The sequence below is a fragment of the Anaerobacterium chartisolvens genome (assembly GCF_003337415.1).
GTDB classification, from domain to species: domain Bacteria; phylum Bacillota; class Clostridia; order Acetivibrionales; family DSM-27016; genus Anaerobacterium; species Anaerobacterium chartisolvens.
Genome location: NZ_QPJT01000014.1, coordinates 57,537 through 78,462 on the forward strand (window position 1 = coordinate 57,537; position 20,926 = coordinate 78,462).

Sequence of the window (20,926 nt, forward strand, 5' to 3'; positions counted from 1 at the left end):
GCGGGGAAATTATTAATTCTGCCCGCTTTATTACAATGGGGATGGAATAATACGTCGGGCCAATTTTACAACTGACGGCCTGGCACGGCTTAAGAAGACTTAAATTAGGGATAGGAGTGGATACTTTATGAAGAAAATATTATGGGTAGTTACATTTGTATTTATGGTGTGCGGCATTTTCGTTCTGCCGGCCTTGAATGCTGAAGCATTGGATAACGGCCTTGCTAAAACACCGCCAATGGGGTGGAATAGCTGGAACATTTTTCATGGAAACATCAACGAGACCCAGATCAAGCAAATTGCCGATGCAATGGTAAGCTCGGGAATGAGGGATGCGGGCTATGTGTACTTAAACCTTGATGATAACTGGATGGCTAATCCGGCACGCGATTCCAACGGAAACCTCCGCGCAGATCCTACGCGTTTTCCGAACGGCATAAAGGCTTTGGCGGACTATGTGCATTCCAAGGGTCTCAAGCTCGGAATTTACGGGTGCCGCGGAACCATGACATGCATGAACATTCCCCAGAGCGGAAGCCATGGGTATGAGCAGAGGGATGCAAATACGTTTGCTTCATGGGGGATTGATTATTTAAAATATGACAATTGCAATATACCGAACGGAAGCAATATGAAAACTGATTATCAGAAAATGCAGACTGCACTTGCTAATTGCGGAAGACCTATAGTATACAGCATCTGTGCGTGGGGATATCAGGATTGGATGCCTGCGACAGGCAATTTGTGGCGTACTTGCGGTGATATTACAGATAAATGGGATAATGGGAATGACTGGTTCCGTGGTATTATAAACGCAATTGACGATAATGCCAAGTATACTAATTCGGCAGCCCCGGGGGCATGGAATGATCCTGATATGCTTGAGATCGGAAACGGCGGCTGTACTACGGAGGAATATCGTACTCAGTTCAGCATGTGGAGTATAATGGCATCCCCGCTTATCGCCGGAAATGATATAAGGACTATGTCCCAGACTACAAAGGATATTTTGCTGAATAAGGAAGTAATAGCTGTAAATCAGGATGCTGCGGGAATTCAGGGGAGCAGGGTTAAAAGCGGCAACGGCCTCGAGGTATGGTGCAAGCCGCTTGGTACAAAAGCAGGATCAACAAAGGCAGTTGCATTGCTCAACAGAAACTCATCTACGGCTTCTATAACGGTTAATTGGTCTGATGTTGGCTTGACAGGCAGTGTTTGGGTGCGCGATTTATGGGCTAAGGCCGATAAAGGCAGCTTTAACGGATCATATACGGCATCTGTGCCTGCACACGGCACGGTTATGCTTAAGGTTTCCAGCTCGCCGATTTCCGATTCCGGCCAGGTAAGCGCCTTCGCAAAGATAGAGGCAGAGAACTTTGACATACAGTCGGGAGTCCAGACAGAAACCTGTACCGAGGGCGGATTGAATGTTGGGTATATTGAAAACGGAGATTATACCGTATATAAAAATATAGATTTTGGAGGCGGAGCACTGAGCTTTCAGGCAAGGGTGGCTACCAGCACTCAGGGGGGCAATATAGAGGTGAGGCTTGGAGGCATTGACGGCAAACTGGTAGGGACATGCCCTGTCGGCACAACAGACGGCTTCCAGAATTGGGTTGACGTAAGCTGCAAAATCAGCGGCGCAAGCGGAAAGCACGATCTATACCTTAAATTTACGGGAGGAAGCGGATACCTGTTCAACGTCAACTGGTTCCAATTCACGCAGTCGGCCTTTTCACGGATAGAAGCAGAGAGCTACAGCAGCTTGAGCTCTTCAACCATTGAAATAGCGGATACACCTGATGGAGGGAAGAGCTTGGCATATATTGAAAACGGAAACTATGCGCTGTATGGCAAGGTGGATTTCGGAAGCGGCGCTAAGCTGTTTAAAGCCAAGGTTGCATCTGCGGGAGGCACCACTATTGAAATAAGACTGGGAAGTCCTAGCGGTACTTTGATAGGCACACTGCCTGTGGTATCTACAGGGGGCTGGAACGTATATCAGGAGCAGAGCTGTAATATTGACAACGTTTCAGGCTTAAAGGATGTGTATATTATGTTTAAAGGCTCCGTAAATCTTGACTGCTTCTCATTTGCCGAGGAAGTCGGACCTGACCCGGTAGCTCTGGGAGATTTGAATTCGGATGGAGAGATAAACTCTGTAGATTTCTTGCTGATGAAAAAGCATATTCTGGAGCTGGAGCTGCTTGCCGATCCCGCATGTGCGGATTTGGACGGCAGCGGAGAAGTCAACACGCTTGATTTGCTGCTGCTCAAGCAATACCTGCTTGGAATTATAGATAAGTTCCCCGGGTAAGGTGCAGGAGCATAAATTTGGATATAAAAAGGAGTTTTGCAAATGAAATTTAACAAAAATACTGTCAGGAGAATTGGCGCGGTTCTTTTGGCAGGATTGATTGCTATAAATGGCAATGTGCTGTTTGGTGATTCTAAGAAGCTTGCCGCTTCTTCTGATAATGACCTGAAATTATGGTATGACAGTATGGCGGGAACCAATTTTTCCGGCGACCCCAATGATCTGGAGGAATCCTTTTATAAAGCGTTGCCTCTTGGAAACGGCCGCATAGGTGCAATGGTCTATGGTAATTATCCGAATGAGAGAATTGACTTAAATGAATGCACCTTTTGGAGCAGCGGGCCAAGCAACAATAATAAGTCCGGTGCTGCAAACTCTCTGAAGACAGCTCAGGATTTGCTGTTTGCCGGGCAGTATAAAAATGCTGATGCCACTATTAACAGCATGATAGGAGGGGGACAAGCAAGGTATCAGTCAATTGGGAATTTAGATTTGGCGTTTGGACACAACGGTGTGTCCGGCTATTCACGACAGCTTGATATGAATACCGGAGTTGTTTCCTGTGATTATACCTATAACGGGAAAAAATATCACCGTGAGTCCTTTGTAAGCTATCCAGATCAGGTTTTGGTTACAAGGATAACCTGCAGCTCAGCCGGATCAATATCCTTTACCGCCAGTTGCAGCTCGTCGCTCACAGGGCAATACAGTGTTTCCACCGCCGGCTCGGATACTTTAGTTATGAACGGGCATGGAGACTCCGATAATGGTGTATCCTATGCGGTGTGGTTTTCAACCCGCTCAAAAATTATAAATACAAACGGCTCCATTGCCGCCAATAACAATAAAATAACCGTTACCAATGCCGATTCGGCAATTATTCTTACCTCTGTCCGTACTAATTTCGTCAATTATAAAACGTGCAACGGGGATGAAAAGGGGAAAGCTACTGCCGATATTACAAGTGCTTCCTCCAAATCCTATAATACTCTGTATAATAATCATGTTGCCGATTATCAGGAATTGTTCCATAGGGTGGATATCGATCTTGGCGGAAGCGGGAGCGAGAATAGCAAGCCAATGGCACAGAGAATATCTGAATTCGGTTCTACCAATGATCCAAAGCTGGTCAAGGTGCTTTTCCAATACGGGCGGTACCTGATGATTAGTGCCTCGCGTGATTCACAGCCAATGAACCTGCAGGGGATCTGGAATAAATTCCGTTACCCTGCATGGGGATGCAAATTAACCACGAATATCAACTATGAGATGAACTATTGGCCGGCTTTTACAACCAATCTGGCAGAGTGCTTCAAGCCGTTTGTAGAGAAGGCCAAAGCACTTCAGGCCCCCGGAAATGAAACAGCCCGCGTTCATTATAATATATCCAACGGATGGGTGCTGCATCATAATACCGATCTGTGGAACCGTACTGCGCCTATCGACGGCGCATGGGGATTCTGGCCCACGGGAGCGGGCTGGATTTCAAATATGCTGTATGATGCATACAACTTTAATCAGGATACGGCATATCTGGGCGAGATTTATCCCGTAATCAAGGGCAGTGCCGACTTCCTGCAAACCCTGATGCAATCAAAGAGCATTAACGGTCAGAGCTATCAGGTGATCTGCCCCGGCACCTCACCCGAGCTTACGCCTCCCAGCTCCAGCGGCGGACAGGGCGGATGGTGCAGCTATGGAGTGACTATGGACAATGGAATCAGCCGTGAGCTTTTTAAGGGCGTAATTGAGGCCTCGCGAATACTGAATGTTGATAACTCGTTCCGATCAACTCTCCGCTCTAAGGTTTCACAGATTAAGCCGGATACTGTAGGAAGCTGGGGACAGCTTCAGGAATGGGCATATGACTGGGACAGCAGAAATGAAAAAAACAGACATATTTCACATGTGTATAATCTCTTCCCCGGATTTGAAATCAGCAAGAGAACATCTCCTGCTATTGCCAATGCGGCAATTGTATCGTTGAATGCGCGCGGGGATGTTGGAACAGGGTGGTCTGAAGGCTGGAAGCTGAATTGCTGGGCCAGGCTGGAGGATGCCGCACATGCTTACAATCTTATAAAACTGATGGTTACGCCAGCCAGAAAGAATGGCCGTCTTTACGACAATCTTTGGGATGCACATCCTCCGTTCCAGATTGACGGTAATTTCGGGTTTACCTCGGGAGTAGCTGAAATGCTGCTGCAAAGCCATAATAACGAAATTCAGCTTTTGCCTGCGCTGCCCGCACAATGGTCTGTCGGACATGCAAACGGTCTTAGAGCGCGTGGCAATTTTACCATTACAGAGATGAATTGGTCGGGCGGAGCTTTAAAAGATGTTACTATTCAGTCGAATTCCGGGAATGCCTGCAATGTACGTTACGGAAATACCACTGTTAGCTTCCCGACGGAAGCAGGGGGCATTTACCATTTGAATGGCTCCTTGGAATTGATAGACGGCGGAGCTGTCCTGTCAAACGTGGCCTTGAACAAGACGGCGACTGCTTCGGGGAGTGCTGCGGGCGAAGAGCCCGGCAAGGCATTGGACGGATCAATTGCAAGCAAGTGGTTCCATAATGGAGGTATCAGCGGTGAGTGGCTGAAGGTCGATCTCGGAGAGGAATATGATATAAGCCGTTGGGTAGTGAAGCACGCAGGTGTGGCTGAGGCAATACGGTTTAATACCAGAGACTTCACTCTGCAAAGGAGCGATGACGGCAATACGTGGATCGATGTTGACGCGGTCTATGGAAATGTTGAAAATATAAGCGATCGAAATGTTCCGACCTTTACCGCAAGATATGTACGGCTAAATATCAATACCGCTACTCAGGATAACTCAGGCGGTGCCAGAATTGCTGAGCTTGAGCTGTGGGGCGCATCCGAAGGTGATCCGCCGGTGCCCGTTCCAAAATCGGCCTTTGAAAGGATAGAGGGAGAGAGCTATAGCAGCCAGTCGGGAGTCCAGAACGGAAGCTGCTCCGAAGGAGGAGAGTGCTTAGGGTACATAGAAGACGGGGACTATACTGTTTACAGAAATATAGATTTCGACAGCGGTGCCTCAAGCTTTCAGGCCAGAGTATCCAGTGCCACTAGTGGAGGCAACATAGAGCTAAGGCTTGACAGTATAACCGGCGCTTTAATAGGTACCTGTGCGGTTCCCGGAACCGGAGGTTGGCAGGAGTGGGTTGATGTAAAATGTGATGTGAGCGGTGTAAGCGGTGAGCATAACTTATACCTTAAATTTACGGGAGGAAGCGGATACCTGTTCAACGTCAACTGGTTCACCTTTGGGAAGGAAACTACCCCGGAAAAGCTTTTGGGCGATTTAAACTCGGATGGTAAGGTAGATTCTATAGATTTCACATTGATGAAGAAGCATATTTTAGGGCTTGAGACAATTGAAGACCTTGCACCTGCTGACTTAGACGGCAACGGGGCAGTCAATTCACTGGATTTTTCACTGCTCAAGCAGTATTTGCTGGGAATTATATCTGAATTCCCAGCATAATCCAGATTAACGCCAATTATGGCAATTTGATTAAAAGGAAGGGAAGTACTATGAAGATGCAGATAAAAAGGAGCCTTGCAATTATAATAGGGCTGGTATTTATATTATCATCACTTGGTTTCGAAGCGAGTGCGGCATCCACTACGATATCGGCCTTTACGCAGATAGAAGGGGAGAGCTACGACACACAGTCGGGAATCCAGAACGGAAGCTGCTCCGAAGGCGGAGAGTGTGTAGGGTATATAGAAAACGGGGACTATACTGTTTACACCAACCTTGATTTTGAAAGCGGTGCGAAAGGCTTTAAGGCTAGAGTGGCGAGTGCTACCAGCGGAGGGAATATTGAAATCCGGCTTGACAGCATTACCGGCTCTGTGATAGGCACTTGTGCGGTTCCCGGGACCGGCGACTGGCAGAATTGGGTCGATGTACGGTGCGATGTCAGCGGAGTAAGCGGAAAGCATGACTTATATCTGAAATATACAGGGGGAAGCGGATACCTGTTTAACGTTAACTGGTTTACCTTCAGTAAGGGAGGCGGATCGGAAGGCATATTGGGCGACTTGAATTCCGACGGGAAAATAGACTCTGTAGATTTCCTGCTGATGAAAAAGCATATTCTGGAGCTGGAGCTGCTTACAGATTCCAAATGTGCCGATCTCGACGGCAATGAAGCGGTCAACACGCTTGATCTTTTGCTGATGAAGCAATTCCTGCTGGGCATTATAGATAAATTCCCCGCACAAAAGGAAGATCCTGAACCGACAGACGAGCTTAATATACCATGGGACTGGGCGGGAATCATAGGCACAGGCCAGAGCCTTTCAGTCGGAGCTACTCCTCTCTTGTCTACAAGCCAGCGGTACAACAATCTGAAACTGTCTTTAGGCAGCTTAACGGTTCCGCCCTACGACGCGAATAACAGCTCACTGAGAATGGTGCCTCTTGTTGAGCCTATACGCAGCCTTGCAACAAGCTTTCCGGGTGCTTATCCTAAAAACATATGGGGTGAAACTCCGCATACAGCTATGGCAAATCAAATAACTGCTATGGCAAAATCACAAGGGGCTGCCGACTATATTACGGCACATACCGTTGTAGGTGAATCCGGTCAGGGCTATGACAAAATCAAAAAGGGAGCGGTTGATACCGGCAATACCGGCCGCGCTTATGCTGCATCAATATTTGAAGTCACAGCAATCAACCGGCTGGCAAAGGCTGCCGGTAAGAAGTATGGAGTCGGAGGTATTACTCTGGTACATGGAGAAAACGATAACGGGAATATGGCTTATGAAAATAATATACGCCAAATGTGGTCCGACTACAATCAGGATATAAAGGCTATAACAGGACAAACACAGAAAATACCAATGTTTTTGGTGCAACAGCACACATACCCAAGTACGGGAACCGCATTCTCAACAACTGCACAATGGAGAGCCGGAGTAGATTATCCGGGGGATATAATATGCATAGGGCCAAATTACCAGCGTACCTACGGAAGTGATCGTGTACATTTGCTTTCAAGCGGGTATCAGCAATTGGGTGAGAAATTTGGCCAGGTTTATTATGAAAGGGTGGTTCTGGGACATGACTGGAAGCCTCTTCAGCCCACAGGTGCAACAAAGAGCGGCAGGGTTATTACGGTAAACTTTCATGTACCCGTAGCCCCTCTGGTATGGGACAGCACGCTTCCGGCACCAAACCAGAGCAGCCAGACCGAATGGAGAAACGGAAAGGGCTTTGAGGTTACCGCCAACGGCTCAAAAATTACAATCAGCTCGGCCGAAATTTCAGGAAGCTCTGTAAAAATAACATGTGCAAGCGACCTCCCGGCTTCAGGTGTAAATGTAGGCTATGCCTTTACGGGCGGAACAGCAAGAAGCAATGGATCGTACCGCTGGGGCCTGCTGCGCGATTCCGATCCTTTTAAAGGAAGTATAACAGGGGCTTCGCAGCCGAACTTCTGTGTAGCTTTTCAAATTTCGGTTCAGTAGATGACGGAATTGAACGGGATTTACAGCTAAAGCTTAATTAAGTAAAAGACTATTATTGCCAGAAAAATCAAGGTTTATACATAAACCTCGATTTTTCTGGCAATAATTATAATTATGGACATTTTACAGTAACCATGGCATTATATATTTTAGGGCTAAGCGTTTCGCGCAAAAACGATTTCATAAATTAATTAATGTTAAAGAGGGGATCCAATGTTTAAGCTGCTGATTGTTGATGATGAGGAAGAAGTAAGGGAGGGGCTTGTCCGGAAAATAGAATGGAGCAGGTATAACTTTGAAATAATAGGTGAGGCTCAGAACGGAAGAGAGGCTCTGGATATCATTGAAGAGAATACGCCGGATCTTATTATAACCGATATATCCATGCCGATAATAAGCGGGCTGGAGCTTTGTGAAAATGTCCAGCTCAATTATCCTACCGTAAAAATAGTAATTCTGACCGGCTTTGGTGACTTTAACTATGCACAGCAGGCTATCAGGTTCGGAGTGGAGGATTATATACTAAAGCCTGTTTTACCCAAGGACATAGACGAGCTTCTTCTAAAATTTAAGAATAAGCTTGAACAGGAAATTGAACAGCGGGAAAATATAATAAAGCTTAAGGAACATTTTAATGAAAGCCTCCCCATAATCAGGGATAAATTTCTTTCACTGATTATTCAGGGAAACGCAGGCGAAAAGGAAATAAAGAGCAAGATACCGTTTTTAAACTTAAAGCTGATTGGAAAATGTTTTGTTATAGCCGCTGCTGGTATTGATAATAAAAATCAGGATGAAAGAATTTTTAGCGACACTGATACCGAGCTTATGAGGTATGCGGTAATTAATATTGCCAAAGAGATTATTGAAAAACATGCTATTGGCGAGGCATTGTTCCATGACAGTGAGCTTGTTGTTATTTTTAGCTTAGATGCTGCTCTAAACAGTGACGACGGCTGCAGAAATGAAATGATTTTCACAAGAGTTTACCCCGTTTTGAAGGAGATCCGGCAGAATGTTGAGAAGCACCTCAAGTTAACGGTAACCATAGGTGTGGGGAGTGCCTGCGATAGCCTGCAAAGGCTGAACGACTCTTACAGGTCGGCCTTATCGGCATTGGAATACAAGCTTGTTGTCGGTGAAAGCAGGATAATATTTATTGAGGATCTTGAGCCCAAAAGAAAGAATACAATAGTTTTTGATGAGCGGATGGAGCGCCGTTTGATTACCGCTGTCAAATTTGGAACAGAAAAGGATATAGATGAGGCTATAGGACAGATATTTAATATTCTTACTGAAACAAAGGCTGCTTTTCAGGAGTACCAGTTGTATTTTGTAGAGCTTGCTGCGGCGGTCTCCAGGCTATGCCGGGATTTTGAAATAGATACCTCCGAAATTCTTGGAATACGGAAAAACTTATATATGGATATACTTGAGCTGGGATCATTTAAAGAAATAAAAGACTGGCTCAGAGAAATTTGTATCAAGATTATGAATTATATTTTGACTTCAAGGCAAAAAACGACCCAGATGCTTTTAGATAAGGCTAAAAGTTATGTCCATGCAAACTACGGTGAAGAAGGCTTAAGTATCCAGAAGGTTGCCGATTATCTTCATATAAGCCAAAGCTATTTAAGCATGATATTTAAAAAAGAAACAGATGAGACTTTTTTGAAATATCTTGTAAGAGTAAGGCTCAACGCCGCAATGGAGCTGTTGCAGGGTTCATATAAGACGGCGGAAATTGCCGAGCGCGTGGGCTATCCTGATGTCAGCTACTTTAGTTATTTTTTTAAAAAAAATTTTGGAATGTCTCCAAGAGAATATAGAAATAAATTTGTCTCTAAAAAGGAGTTTTAAGCTTGAAGCATAAGACTTTAAGTCTTTTCAGAAAAATAAAATTAAACAGCATACAGTCGGTAATCGCGCTTTCCTTTACCTCAGTTATAATTTTTTCGATGTTAATTATAAGCTTTGCACTTTATACAATGTTTTCCCGGAACGCTGAAGAAAGAGCTGCTTCCAGCACGCAGCAGATTATGAACCAGGTAAATATAAATCTCGAGGCATATCTTAAGGGAATGGTGCAGATATCTGATACAATCGGAACCAATTTTGAAGGGGATACGGCAGAAAGTAAAATAAATATAAGTAATCTTCTTGAAGTGACCTCTAAAATTCGGAAGGACATTGTGACTATGGCGGTTTATAAAGAAAGCGGAGATATGATTATAAGCTATCCCTCCGGCATTTTAAACAAAAACATTTCCGTTGAAGAAGAGGATTGGTTTAAAAGTTCTTTTAAGAATTCCATAGAGTATTTTTTTCAGCCGCCTCACGTTCAACGGATTTTTGAAGGAAGGCGCCCATGGGTTGTTTCCCTATGTAAAGCAAATTCCTCTTATACCGACAGCGAAAAGCCTGAGAATTACCTCATTATGGTAGACATGAATTTCAGTGTTATCGAACAGCTTTGCAAGGATGTAACTTTTGGTAAGACAGGATATATATATATTATCGACAGCAGCGGAAGAATTATTTACCACCCCCAGCAGCAGTTGATATATACAGGGCTTAAAAATGAGAACATAAATGATGCCGTAAACAGAAGTCCGGGCTCATATTTCGATAAATTTCAGGGGAAACAGAGAATTATGACGGTAAAAAACATCAGCTACGCAGGGTGGAAAATGGTTGGTATAAGCTATGTTGATGAATTGGAGGAAAATAAAAGGAGCTTTGAACGGTATCTGCTGCTGATTATTATAATTGGAGTAATTTTTGAAATAGGCGCGTCCATATTTATATCCAGAAAGGTATCGCAGCCTATAAAAAGACTTGAAAGTCAGATGAAGCTGGTCGAAAGCGGGAATTTTTCAATTCAACTGGATGTAAAGGGTGAGGATGAGGTAAAAAAGCTTTCAAAGTCTTTTAATTTAATGGTAATGAGGATAAAGCAGCTAATGGATGAGGTTATCCTGCAGCAGGAGGAGAAGCGGAAAAGTGAATTTAAAGCCTTGCAGGCTCAAATAAATCCACATTTTCTTTATAATACACTAGACTCTATTATATGGATGAACGAAAATGGAAAGTATGAGGGAGTAACAACGATGGTAGGAGCGCTTGCGCGGTTTTTTCGTGTAAGTATCAGTAAAGGAAAAGAATTCATAAGAGTCGGTGACGAAATTGAACATGCAAAGAGCTATCTTATAATACAGAATGTAAGGTACAAGGACAGGTTTGAATTTTTTATAGAGGCTGAGCCTGACGTACTCAGATATAAAACGATAAAGCTGATATTGCAGCCCATTATTGAAAATGCTATTTACCATGGAATTAATAAATTGCAGGAAAAGGGGGAAATTACAATCAGAGTGTATACCAAAGAAAAGAGAATAATTTTCAGCGTATCGGACAACGGGTATGGAATAAGTCCCTCCGCGCTGAAGGATATATTGGATAAGGAGGCCCAAAGTGAGCATTCCTTCGGAGTGGGCTTAAAAAATGTGAATGAGAGAATAAAGCTGTGCTACGGGAATGAGTATGGAATTGAAATAACCAGTGAATTGGACGTAGGAACTACGGTAAATATTACTATACCGCTTATTGATGATTAAGTGGGGAGGTTAATTATGCTAAGAAAAATGAAAGGGTTAATTTCTCTTGCTTTAATTCTTTTTATTTCAGCTCTGTTAATTGCAGGCTGTGGACGAAATACCATACCAACAGGTGAAAACAGAAAAAAAATAAGCGTTATAGTTAAAATGAAAGACGCAAGCTTCTTTAATGTAGTCAGAATGGGAGCTGAGGCTGCGGGAAAGGAGTTTGATGTCCATGTGGAGTTTGCCGGACCTGACAATGAAAAGGATATTGAGGGACAGATAAAGCTGGTTGAAGAGGCTGTTTCCGGTCAATATAATGCCATAGTTTTAGCGGCCGGCGATTACAACAAGCTGGCAGGAGCGGCTGAAAAGGCAGTCAATCAAAATATACCCGTTATAGTTATTGATTCTCCTCTAAATTCAGACAGGATAAAGGGCTTTATAGGCACAGATAATGTGGATGCCGGAAGTAAGCTCGCAGAGACCCTTATTAAAAGGGTAGGCACAGAGTGCAGAATTGCGGTTATGAATTTTATGAAGGGTGCGGCGTCATCCGATTTAAGAGAAAAAGGCGTTTTCGACACTCTTAACAAATACCCTGATGTTCATGTGGTTTCCAATATGTACTGCAACTCGGATGAAAGCATTGCCTTTGAACTGACAAAAAAAGCAATAAACGACAATAGAGACCTAGATGCGATAGTATGCACTAATGCTCAGAGTTCGGTAGGCGTGGCGCGTGCAATTGATACTGAAAAGCTTTCGGGAAAAATAAAGATAATCGGATTGGACAGTACCCCGGAAGAAATCAGCTATGTGGAGAAGGGTGTAATAGAGGCTCTGGTTATTCAAAATCCTTTTAATATGGGCTATCTTGGTGTAAGGTATGCTATTGATGCCATTAATAACAAGTCTGTTCCGAAATTGACCAATACGGGTTTAACTATAATCGACAAGGACAATATGTACCTGCCTGAAAATGAAAAGCTGGTATTCCCATTCACAGATTAAATCTATACATCTTAGCCCTCTACATATCGAATAACGGGGCATGTAAAATAATATCCTCCAGAATAATTTCTACTCTAACTATAGAAGCATGTATGCCTGTAGAAGACGCTTGTGATTTTAGTTAGCTTAAATTATATCTCGGTTACGCATCCCGGGGAAATTATTCTTCCGGAAACTATTTTACATTCTTTTTAGATAGTTTGTATCCTAATTTATATAAATTTATGATTTATTATAGGATTTCTATATATTCTTATAGGATTTCACATTCAAAAACTAAACGTTCTGCCTTAAAATAATAATTGCACATAACAAGGTCGTAGCAATAGAGGTGAGAAAATGGATGAATTACTTGTATGCATGGAGGGGATACAAAAATATTTCCCCGGGGTTCACGCATTGAACAATTGCAGCTTTGAGCTTTTAAAAGGTGAAGTGCATGCACTGGTAGGAGAGAATGGAGCGGGTAAGTCGACATTGATGAAGGTTCTTACGGGGTTGTATAAAAAGGACGGGGGAACAATAACGTATAAGGGCAGCAATGTAGAAATTCACAGTCCTAAGGAAGCTCAGAATCTTGGAATAGGAATTATTCATCAGGAATTGAATATGCTGCCTCACCTGACTGTTGCAGAGAATATTTTTATAGGCCGTGAGCATAAGGCCGGGCCTTTTCTTGACAGTAAAAAGACAAATAACGAGGCAAGCAGACTGCTTGAATCTCTTAATCTTAACATTGATCCCGAGACTAAAATACAGGATTTGACCGTTGCAAAACAGCAAATGGTAGAAATAGCCAAGGCGCTGTCTTTTAAATCCGAAGTTTTGATAATGGACGAGCCCACAGCAGCGTTGACGGAATCGGAAATAGAAAGCCTGTTTAAATTCATTAAGCAACTGAAAGCTCAGGGTGTTGGAATTGTTTACATCTCTCACAGGCTTGAAGAATTGCTAAAAATAACTGATAGAATAACAACCATGAGGGACGGCCAATATGTTAATACTGTTAAAACCGCGGATGTAACCATACCGGAAATAATTCAAATGATGGTAGGCCGCGCCATTTATGAAGAGCCTAAGGTACAGAGCATGGTGCCTGAAGATGCCCCTGTTTCTCTTGAGGTTAAAAATCTTAATTCCAAACAGGTAAAAAATGTAGCATTTCAGCTTAAAAAAGGTGAAATACTTGGTATTGCAGGACTTATGGGTGCCGGCAGAACTGAAACCGCACGCTTGATATTCGGGGCTGACCCCATGACAAGCGGTGAGATTTACATTGATGGAAAAAAGGTTAATATTAAGACCCCCTATGATGCTGTTAACCACGGCATAGGCTACCTGTCGGAGGACAGAAAACGCTTCGGGCTGGCTTTGGGGCTAAGCGTCAAGGATAATTCCAGCTTATCCGGCCTTGAAAGGTTTTCAAAAATATTTATTGTCAATGATAAAAAGGCTGAAAAAGAAACGAATGCTTATGTTAAAAAGATCAACGTAAAAACGCCTTCAATATATCAGCTTGTCAAAAATCTTTCAGGCGGAAATCAGCAAAAGGTGGTTCTGGCAAAATGGCTTATAAAAAACTGCGGCATATTGATATTTGATGAACCGACAAGGGGCATAGATGTAGGTGCAAAGAGTGAGATATATAAGCTGATGAACGATCTGGTGCGTGAAGGGAAATCAATAATAATGATTTCATCCGAAATGCCCGAGCTTTTACGTATGAGTGACAGAGTGGCAGTAATGTGTGAGGGACGGCTGACAGGCATACTTAATATTAACGAAGCAACTCAGGAAAAAATCATGACGCTTGCAACTCAAAGAAACTGATTCTATAAAATTGTGAGGTAGCAATTATGTTTAAAAGAAATAACAAGCTTTCTATCAGCGGGGGTTCTGCAGGATTTCAAAAGATATTGGCTTTAAGTACGCTTTTCATTCTCTATATATTCTTTTCGATATTTGGCAACAACTTTTTTTCAGTTGCAACACTTGTCAATATACTGGATTCGTCATACTACATTGGATTCCTTGCACTGGGCATGACCTTTGTAATAATAACCGGAGGCATAAACCTTGCTTCAGGGACAATAATGATGTGTTCTGCCTTACTGGGTGGCGTTGCGTATAATATCTGGCATTGGCCCATAGGAATGTCACTGGCTTTGATTTTCTTTGTCTCAACCTTTTTTGGGCTGATGAATGGCATTATGATAGCAAAGCTAAAGCTGCCTCCGTTTATTGCCACACTGGGAACCATGAGCATAACAATGGGTCTGGGAGCTATTATTTCAAAGGTTATGACTATGCGTTACCCTACAGTAACAGATCCTGACGGCTGGTTTAAGTTCTTATTTTACAAAACCTCCGGCGGTTTTCCTGTCGGAGCGGTGTGGCTGGCATTATTTCTTATAATAGCTTACATTATTTTAAACAAAACAATAATCGGCAGGTATACCTTTGCAATAGGCTCCAATGAAGAGGCTGCAAGATTGTCAGGTGTTAAGGTGGATAGATGGAAAATGGTGGTATACACGCTGGACGGGTTTTTTGGAGGCCTGGCGGCAATAATGTATGCCGCGGCATACACATCAATCATTCCCAGCACGGGAAATGGAATTGAATTATATGCAATATCGGGTGTTGTAATCGGGGGCACATCCATGTCCGGCGGTATCGGTACAGTATCGGGAACCTTAATAGGCGTATTTATCATGAGTGTTCTCAAGCAGGGCCTTATGGCTATGAACCTGCAGGGCCAATGGCAGACATTCTTTACCGGTTTTGTTGTAATAGGTGCGGTTTTATTGGATATTTACAGAAATAAAAAAGCAAATCAGGTAAAAAAGGATTAAGCTTTTAGTTACTTTACGATTTTAAGCGTATGCTTAAATATAAAACATAAATTTAAGGAGGACTTTTTACTATGAAAGGCATCAAGAAAATATTATCTTTAGCTGTAGCGATTTCTGTTTTTGCTGTATCCATAGCAGGCTGCGGATCCTCACAGCCGTCATCCACGGGAAACACGTCTTCAACCGGTGCAGACACATCCGCGGGAGGAAGCTCCTCAAAGCCTTATATTGCGGTTATCTCAAAAGGCTTTCAGCATCAGTTCTGGCAGACAGTAAAGAAAGGTGCCGAAGACGCTGCCGCAAAATACAATGTTGACATGACATTTGACGGTCCGCCGTCTGAGTCCGACATAAATGTTCAGGTTGACATGATTAATTCCGCCATCGCTAAAAAACCGGCAGCCCTTGCTCTAGCTGTGCTTGATACAAGCTCTGTAACACAGCAGCTTAACGATTGCAAAAGCAAGAATATTCCTATCATAGGATTTGACTCCGGTATTCCTGATGCTCCTGAAGGAACCCTGTTTGCTACCGCGTCAACAAATAATGAAAATGCCGGAGCACTTGCGGCGGTATCCATGTTTGAAGACCCGACATTTCAGGAGGCGTTGAAAGCAGCATCTACTGATAAACCCGTAACTATCGGCGTTCAGTCTCAGGATGCTACATCTGCATCTATTATAGGACGTACTAATGGATTTATAAATGAAATGGTTAAGAAGTGTGAGACGCTGTTTGCAGGGCAGGTAGCCGTTACAGGCCATGAAAAGTTTAAAAAGGCTGCCTCATCCGGCAAAGCTGCTGTAAATATTTTTGTTACAATACCTCCTTCATCAAATGCTACCGATTCTCAGAATGCTTCACAAAGTCTGCTTAACACAAAGGGACTTATCGCAGCATATGCCTCCAATGAAGCTTCCGTAAACGGAATCCTTGCGGCAACTACAGACGGTAAAGACCTTGACAGAGCAAACGGAAAGTACAAAAATATTACGGTTGTCGGCTTTGATGCAGGAAAAGCGCAGAAGGCCGCCGTAAAAAATGGATGGTTCCTTGGGTCGGTGACACAGGATCCGTATTCTATCGGTTATCTTGCCGTTGAGCTTGCAGCAAAGGCTATTAAGGGCGAGGCTGTAGAGGATGTAGATACAGGATGCAAGTTCTATACTGCAAAAAATATGGAACAATCCGATATAGCAATGCTGCTGTACGACTAAAAGCTGATAAAATCAATATCTTCCCTAATTATATTATGGTTATGCCTCCCCACATGCTTATTCCCGGGAGGCATAACCCTTGTTTTCATATCGGGCTTTAATTTTTCTGTAAGGGTGTATTTAATTTAAGTGACGAAAATGTTAGCAACGAATATATTTTGTGGTAATATGAATGAAAATACAAATTTTAACTCCCCTTCTATCTTCCCCTCATATTGAGGGGAAGAAAAAGAAGGGCGCTGGAGAAGAAAATGAGAAGAACAACGCAGGCGCATGTAAAGCAGCTAGCGAAAGAAATGAGGAGACATCTTACAAGTCCTACATGGACCTTCTTTTCCTTCCCCTCGAAGTGAGGGGAAGATAGATAGGGAGCTTATTAAAAATCTGGATTTGGAATAAAACGCCATAATATATTGGCTCTTTTTAACCTTTTTTTTTGGATAATTATGCTGTTATGTGAAAAAGGTGCTTCAATTGTAATCCTTATGGCGATTTTCCGAAATGCTGTGTCAGATATAATTTATGCACCCTTTCTGTAAATAGCAATTGACTTTTTAATATCGATTTGGTACTATGAATATAGAGCTAAACGTTTCGCGAATGAAGGTGATTATAATCTCTGTTACAATGAAGGATGTTGCCAGAAAAGCCGGACTCTCAATAGCGACAATTTCAAAATACATCAATGGCGGTAATGTCCTGAAGGAAAACCGTGTCATTATTGATAAAGCGATTAAGGAGCTGGGTTTTGAAGTTAACGAGATTGCCAGAGGGCTGAAAACCAATAAAACAATGACAGTTGGGTTACTAATCCCAAGCCTTGAGAATATATTTTTTACCAGTATACTTTCAAATATAGAAAGCATTTTAATTGATAAGGGATATAGTACTATAATCTGCGACTATAAGGAAGATAAAAGCCTTGAGAAGCAAAAGCTTGATTTTCTGGTAAAAAAAATGGTGGACGGAATTGTTACCATGCCAATGGGATGCGATTTGGAAATTATTAATTCGGTTATTGGCAGAAATATTCCGGTTGTGCTGATTGACAGGGCTCTAAAGGGTGTGGATTGTGACGCCGTACTGGTGGATAACCTAAACGCCTCTTATAATGCGGTAGAACAATTGATAATTCTGGGGCATAAAAGAATTGGGATTATATGCGGGCCTGATGATATATACACTGCTCAGGAGCGCTTGAGGGGCTACGAGAGAGTGCATGAGGATTATGCCATGACTGTAGACCATAAGCTTGTAAAAAAAGGAGACTATCAGATAGAAAGCGGGTACAGGCTTCTTCTGGAATTAATAAAAATGAAGGAACCTCCGACCGCCGTTCTTGTGACAAACTATGAAATGACTCTTGGCGCCATAATGGCTATAAACGAAAGCGATATAAAAATACCCGACGACATATCCTTTATAGGATTTGATAACCTGCAGCTTGCAAAGGTTGTAAAGCCGCCGTTATCTATAGTAATCCAGCCGGTTAAGCAGATTGGCGAGGTTGCTGCCAATATGCTTTTAAAGAGGCTCCGGGGTGACGGTTCAAGCTTTCCATCCATGGTACGCCTTAAGACCGAATTGATTTTAAAGGATTCCGTCAGGAAGATAGGAGATTGATTTATTAATTAGTTAAAACTATAAGGGAAGTGAAGGGATTTGCTTCTCATATATTTTAAGATAGAGCTAAACGTTTAGCTTTAAAATTAAAAAATACAGAATAACGTAATGAGGTAAGTAATATGGAAAAGCTGTTATTAGGAATTGATATTGGAACATCGGCCTGCAAGGTAGCAGTTTTTGACCTTCAAGGCAAAGTGCTGTCGCAAGCTGCAAAGGAGTATAAGGTATACTATCCTGCTCCGGGATTTGTAGAGCAAAACCCGGATGAGTGGTGGGAAGCTGTATGTGCGGCAATCAAAGAGACACTTGCTTATCCGGGAATAGATGCGGCACGGATAGCAGGAATAGGCATTGACGGGCAGAGCTGGTCTGCCATACCCATTAATAAAAAGGGTGAGGTTCTAAGCAATACCCCCATCTGGATGGATACGAGGGCGGCCGACATATGCAGGGAGACTGTGGACAGAATAGGCTTTGACAGAATTTTTGAATTAAGCGGCAATTCGTTTGAGCCTACCTATTCAACGCCTAAGATACTGTGGTTTAAGAAAAACATGCCCGATGTTTACAGCTCGACCTATAAGTTCTTACAGAGCAACAGCTTCATAGCTTTTAAACTGACAGGACAGATATCTCAGGATTTGTCTCAAGGGTATGGAATACATTCCTTTGACATGAAGAAAGGGAAATGGGATGAGGGCTTTTGTGAAGAGCTGGGATTTGACGGGGAAAAGCTTCCTGAAATTTATCAATGTCATGATGTAATAGGAGAAGTGACGGCTGAGTCCGCCGCCCAAACAGGGCTTGCAAAGGGAACACCTGTTGTTGCCGGAGGGCTTGACGCATGCTGCGGTACACTCGGCGCGGGAGTTGTAAAAGTGGGACAGACTCAGGAGCAGGGAGGGCAAGCCGGTGGTATGAGCATATGCTTAGATTCGTCGGTTGCACACCCCAAGCTTATTTTAAGCTTTCATGTCGTACCCGATCTTTGGCTTTTGCAGGGAGGAACGGTAGGCGGAGGAGGGGCGATAAAGTGGTTTAAGCAGGAGTTTGGGGCGTTTGAGGAAATGGAAGCCAGAGCAAGGGGCTCCAGCCCATTCAAGATTATGGATGAGGAAGCTGAAAAAATACCCGCGGGTTCCGAAGGGCTGTTGTTTTTACCTTATATGGCCGGAGAGAGGTCTCCTCTGTGGGACAGGAAAGCAAAGGGAGTATTTTTCGGCCTGGATTACAGCAAGACCAGAGCGCATATGATCAGAGCCGTTATGGAGGGCTGTGCGTTTGCGTTGCAGCACAACATGAAAACAGCGGAGGAGATCGGCGTAGGGGCAGACGAACTGATTGCAATGGGCGGAGCTGCAAACAGCAGGCTTTGGACACAAATTAAGGCCGACATAACAGGTAAAACTATTAAGGTTCCAACCTCAGATACAGCTACAACACTGGGAGCCGCAATTCTGGCAGGTGTAGGAACGGGATTGTACAAGAGCTTTGAGCAGGCTGTGGAGGACACAATTGTAATTACACGCACACACCAGCCCGACATGAAGGCCCATTCCGTGTATGAAAAAAGCTATGGCATTTATCTTGAGCTGTATGAAAAGCTTAAGGACACAATGCAAAAAGTTTAAAGAAATTTGTTTTATAAATATTAAACAGCGTGGGAACGCTTTAAGGAGGTAGTTATGAAAGCGGGAGTATTACATGCAAAGGATGATATCAGATGTGAAGAAATACCAACACCCGTGCCTTCAAAGGGAGAGGTTGTTGTAAAGGTAAGGGCCACGGGTATATGCGGCTCAGACCTTCCAAGGGTTCTTGGAGACGGGGCGCACTTTTTCCCCATAGTGCTGGGGCATGAGTTTTCAGGGGAAGTAGCGGAGGTGGGTGAAGGAGTAACCTCGGTTAAGGTTGGGGACAGAGTTGCAGGCGTGCCTTTGGTTCCGTGCTTGAAATGCGATGACTGCCAGAAGGGCAATTATGCACTATGCAAGCATTACAGCTTTATCGGCTCAAGGGAGCAGGGGAGCTTTGCGGAGTATGTTAAGATGCCGGAGAGAAATGTCGTCAGGTTTGACGATAGTGTATCTTTTGAGCAGGGAGCGTTTTTTGAGCCCGCTACTGTTGCGATTCATGGTTTGCTTTGCGCCGACTATCGTGCGGGAGAGGATGTGGCTATTCTCGGGGGAGGAACGGTTGGCTTGTTTACCGCGCAGTGGGCTAAGATTTTCGGTGCAAAAAGGGTTTTTGTTTTTGATATTGATAATGACAGGCTGGCACTTGCAAAAAGGCTGGGCGCCGATGTGACTGTCAACACGCTTGATAAGGACTTCCGCCAGCAGGTGGATGAGCTGACCGGCAAAAAGGGCTTTGGATTTGTTTATGAAACCGCCGGTGTTGATGTAACAATGAAGCTGGCTTTTGAGATAGCCGGAAATAAGTCCTCGGTATGCTTTATCGGCACGCCAACTAAGGATCTTGTGTTTACTCCCAAGCTTTTTGAAAACATGAACAGGAAGGAATTCAAGCTTACCGGCTCGTGGATGTCGTACAGTGCGCCGTTCCCCGGCAAGGAGTGGTCGCTTACGGCTCACTACTTCTCAACCGGAGCACTTAAGTTTGACAGCAGCTTTATATTCAAAAAGGTTCCGCTTTGCAATATAAAGGATGCTTTTGATATGTTCAAGATCCCCGGCACCGTCAAGGGAAAGGTGCTGATAGTTAACGAGTGAGTTAAATGAATGGTTTAACGATGCAAAAGATCACATTATTTTAGGAGGGAGGA

At 43.5% G+C, this 20,926-nt stretch carries 12 protein-coding genes and 1 pseudogene; all 13 read left to right on the top strand.

All coding sequences use genetic code 11. The features are described 5' to 3' along the window. Positions 1-127 precede the first annotated feature (127 nt). Complete coding sequence (locus DFR58_RS12825) at positions 128-2,320, top strand: carbohydrate-binding protein (RefSeq protein ID WP_114298253.1); 2,193 nt, start codon at positions 128-130, stop codon at positions 2,318-2,320. Between the two features lie 42 nt (positions 2,321-2,362). Next, positions 2,363-5,833: a glycosyl hydrolase family 95 catalytic domain-containing protein gene (locus tag DFR58_RS12830; RefSeq protein ID WP_114298254.1), complete on the top strand. Its 3,471-nt coding sequence runs from the start codon at positions 2,363-2,365 to the stop codon at positions 5,831-5,833. Between the two features lie 89 nt (positions 5,834-5,922). Beyond that, positions 5,923-7,830, top strand: a pseudogene (locus DFR58_RS12835) (carbohydrate-binding protein); the annotation flags it as partial. A gap of 213 nt (positions 7,831-8,043) precedes the next feature. Then, positions 8,044-9,690: a response regulator gene (locus DFR58_RS12840; RefSeq protein ID WP_114298255.1), complete on the top strand. Its 1,647-nt coding sequence runs from the start codon at positions 8,044-8,046 to the stop codon at positions 9,688-9,690. 2 nt (positions 9,691-9,692) lie between these two features. Continuing rightward, positions 9,693-11,447, top strand: coding sequence for a cache domain-containing sensor histidine kinase (locus DFR58_RS12845; RefSeq protein WP_114298256.1), 1,755 nt, complete (start codon positions 9,693-9,695; stop codon positions 11,445-11,447). Between the two features lie 15 nt (positions 11,448-11,462). Further along, on the top strand, positions 11,463-12,443 hold the full coding sequence (locus DFR58_RS12850) for a substrate-binding domain-containing protein (protein ID WP_114298257.1): 981 nt from the start codon (positions 11,463-11,465) through the stop codon (positions 12,441-12,443). A 339-nt stretch (positions 12,444-12,782) separates the two neighbouring features. Continuing rightward, the gene (locus DFR58_RS12855) at positions 12,783-14,273 is read left to right on the top strand and encodes a sugar ABC transporter ATP-binding protein (protein WP_114298258.1); all 1,491 of its coding nucleotides are present in this window, start codon (positions 12,783-12,785) and stop codon (positions 14,271-14,273) included. 26 nt (positions 14,274-14,299) lie between these two features. After that, positions 14,300-15,298 carry an ABC transporter permease gene (locus DFR58_RS12860; protein WP_114298259.1) on the top strand — a complete coding sequence of 333 codons (999 nt, stop codon included), beginning with the start codon at positions 14,300-14,302 and terminating at the stop codon, positions 15,296-15,298. Positions 15,299-15,369: 71 nt separating this feature from the next. Continuing rightward, a complete protein-coding gene (locus DFR58_RS12865) occupies positions 15,370-16,515 on the top strand; it encodes a substrate-binding domain-containing protein (protein ID WP_114298260.1) in 1,146 nt (381 codons plus the stop codon). 172 nt (positions 16,516-16,687) lie between these two features. Continuing rightward, on the top strand, positions 16,688-16,879 hold the full coding sequence (locus tag DFR58_RS12870; RefSeq protein WP_114298261.1) for a hypothetical protein: 192 nt from the start codon (positions 16,688-16,690) through the stop codon (positions 16,877-16,879). Between the two features lie 209 nt (positions 16,880-17,088). Continuing rightward, a complete protein-coding gene (locus DFR58_RS12875; protein WP_242987616.1) occupies positions 17,089-18,138 on the top strand; it encodes a LacI family DNA-binding transcriptional regulator in 1,050 nt (349 codons plus the stop codon). Between the two features lie 122 nt (positions 18,139-18,260). Next, positions 18,261-19,772 (top strand): xylulokinase, encoded by a 1,512-nt coding sequence (locus tag DFR58_RS12880; protein ID WP_114298262.1) that lies wholly within the window; start codon positions 18,261-18,263, stop codon positions 19,770-19,772. Between the two features lie 54 nt (positions 19,773-19,826). Further along, entirely contained in the window at positions 19,827-20,873 is a 1,047-nt protein-coding gene (locus DFR58_RS12885; protein WP_114298263.1) for a galactitol-1-phosphate 5-dehydrogenase, read from the top strand. Positions 20,874-20,926 lie beyond the last annotated feature (53 nt).

Coding starts and splice junctions, on each gene's coding strand:
- DFR58_RS12870 (WP_114298261.1), top strand. CDS start 16,688: ATGAAAATACAAATTTTAACTCCCCTTCTATCTTCCCCTCATATTGAG.
- DFR58_RS12880 (WP_114298262.1), top strand. CDS start 18,261: ATGGAAAAGCTGTTATTAGGAATTGATATTGGAACATCGGCCTGCAAG.
- DFR58_RS12865 (WP_114298260.1), top strand. CDS start 15,370: ATGAAAGGCATCAAGAAAATATTATCTTTAGCTGTAGCGATTTCTGTT.
- DFR58_RS12855 (WP_114298258.1), top strand. CDS start 12,783: ATGGATGAATTACTTGTATGCATGGAGGGGATACAAAAATATTTCCCC.
- DFR58_RS12860 (WP_114298259.1), top strand. CDS start 14,300: ATGTTTAAAAGAAATAACAAGCTTTCTATCAGCGGGGGTTCTGCAGGA.
- DFR58_RS12875 (WP_242987616.1), top strand. CDS start 17,089: ATGAATATAGAGCTAAACGTTTCGCGAATGAAGGTGATTATAATCTCT.
- DFR58_RS12825 (WP_114298253.1), top strand. CDS start 128: ATGAAGAAAATATTATGGGTAGTTACATTTGTATTTATGGTGTGCGGC.
- DFR58_RS12840 (WP_114298255.1), top strand. CDS start 8,044: ATGTTTAAGCTGCTGATTGTTGATGATGAGGAAGAAGTAAGGGAGGGG.
- DFR58_RS12850 (WP_114298257.1), top strand. CDS start 11,463: ATGCTAAGAAAAATGAAAGGGTTAATTTCTCTTGCTTTAATTCTTTTT.
- DFR58_RS12885 (WP_114298263.1), top strand. CDS start 19,827: ATGAAAGCGGGAGTATTACATGCAAAGGATGATATCAGATGTGAAGAA.
- DFR58_RS12830 (WP_114298254.1), top strand. CDS start 2,363: ATGAAATTTAACAAAAATACTGTCAGGAGAATTGGCGCGGTTCTTTTG.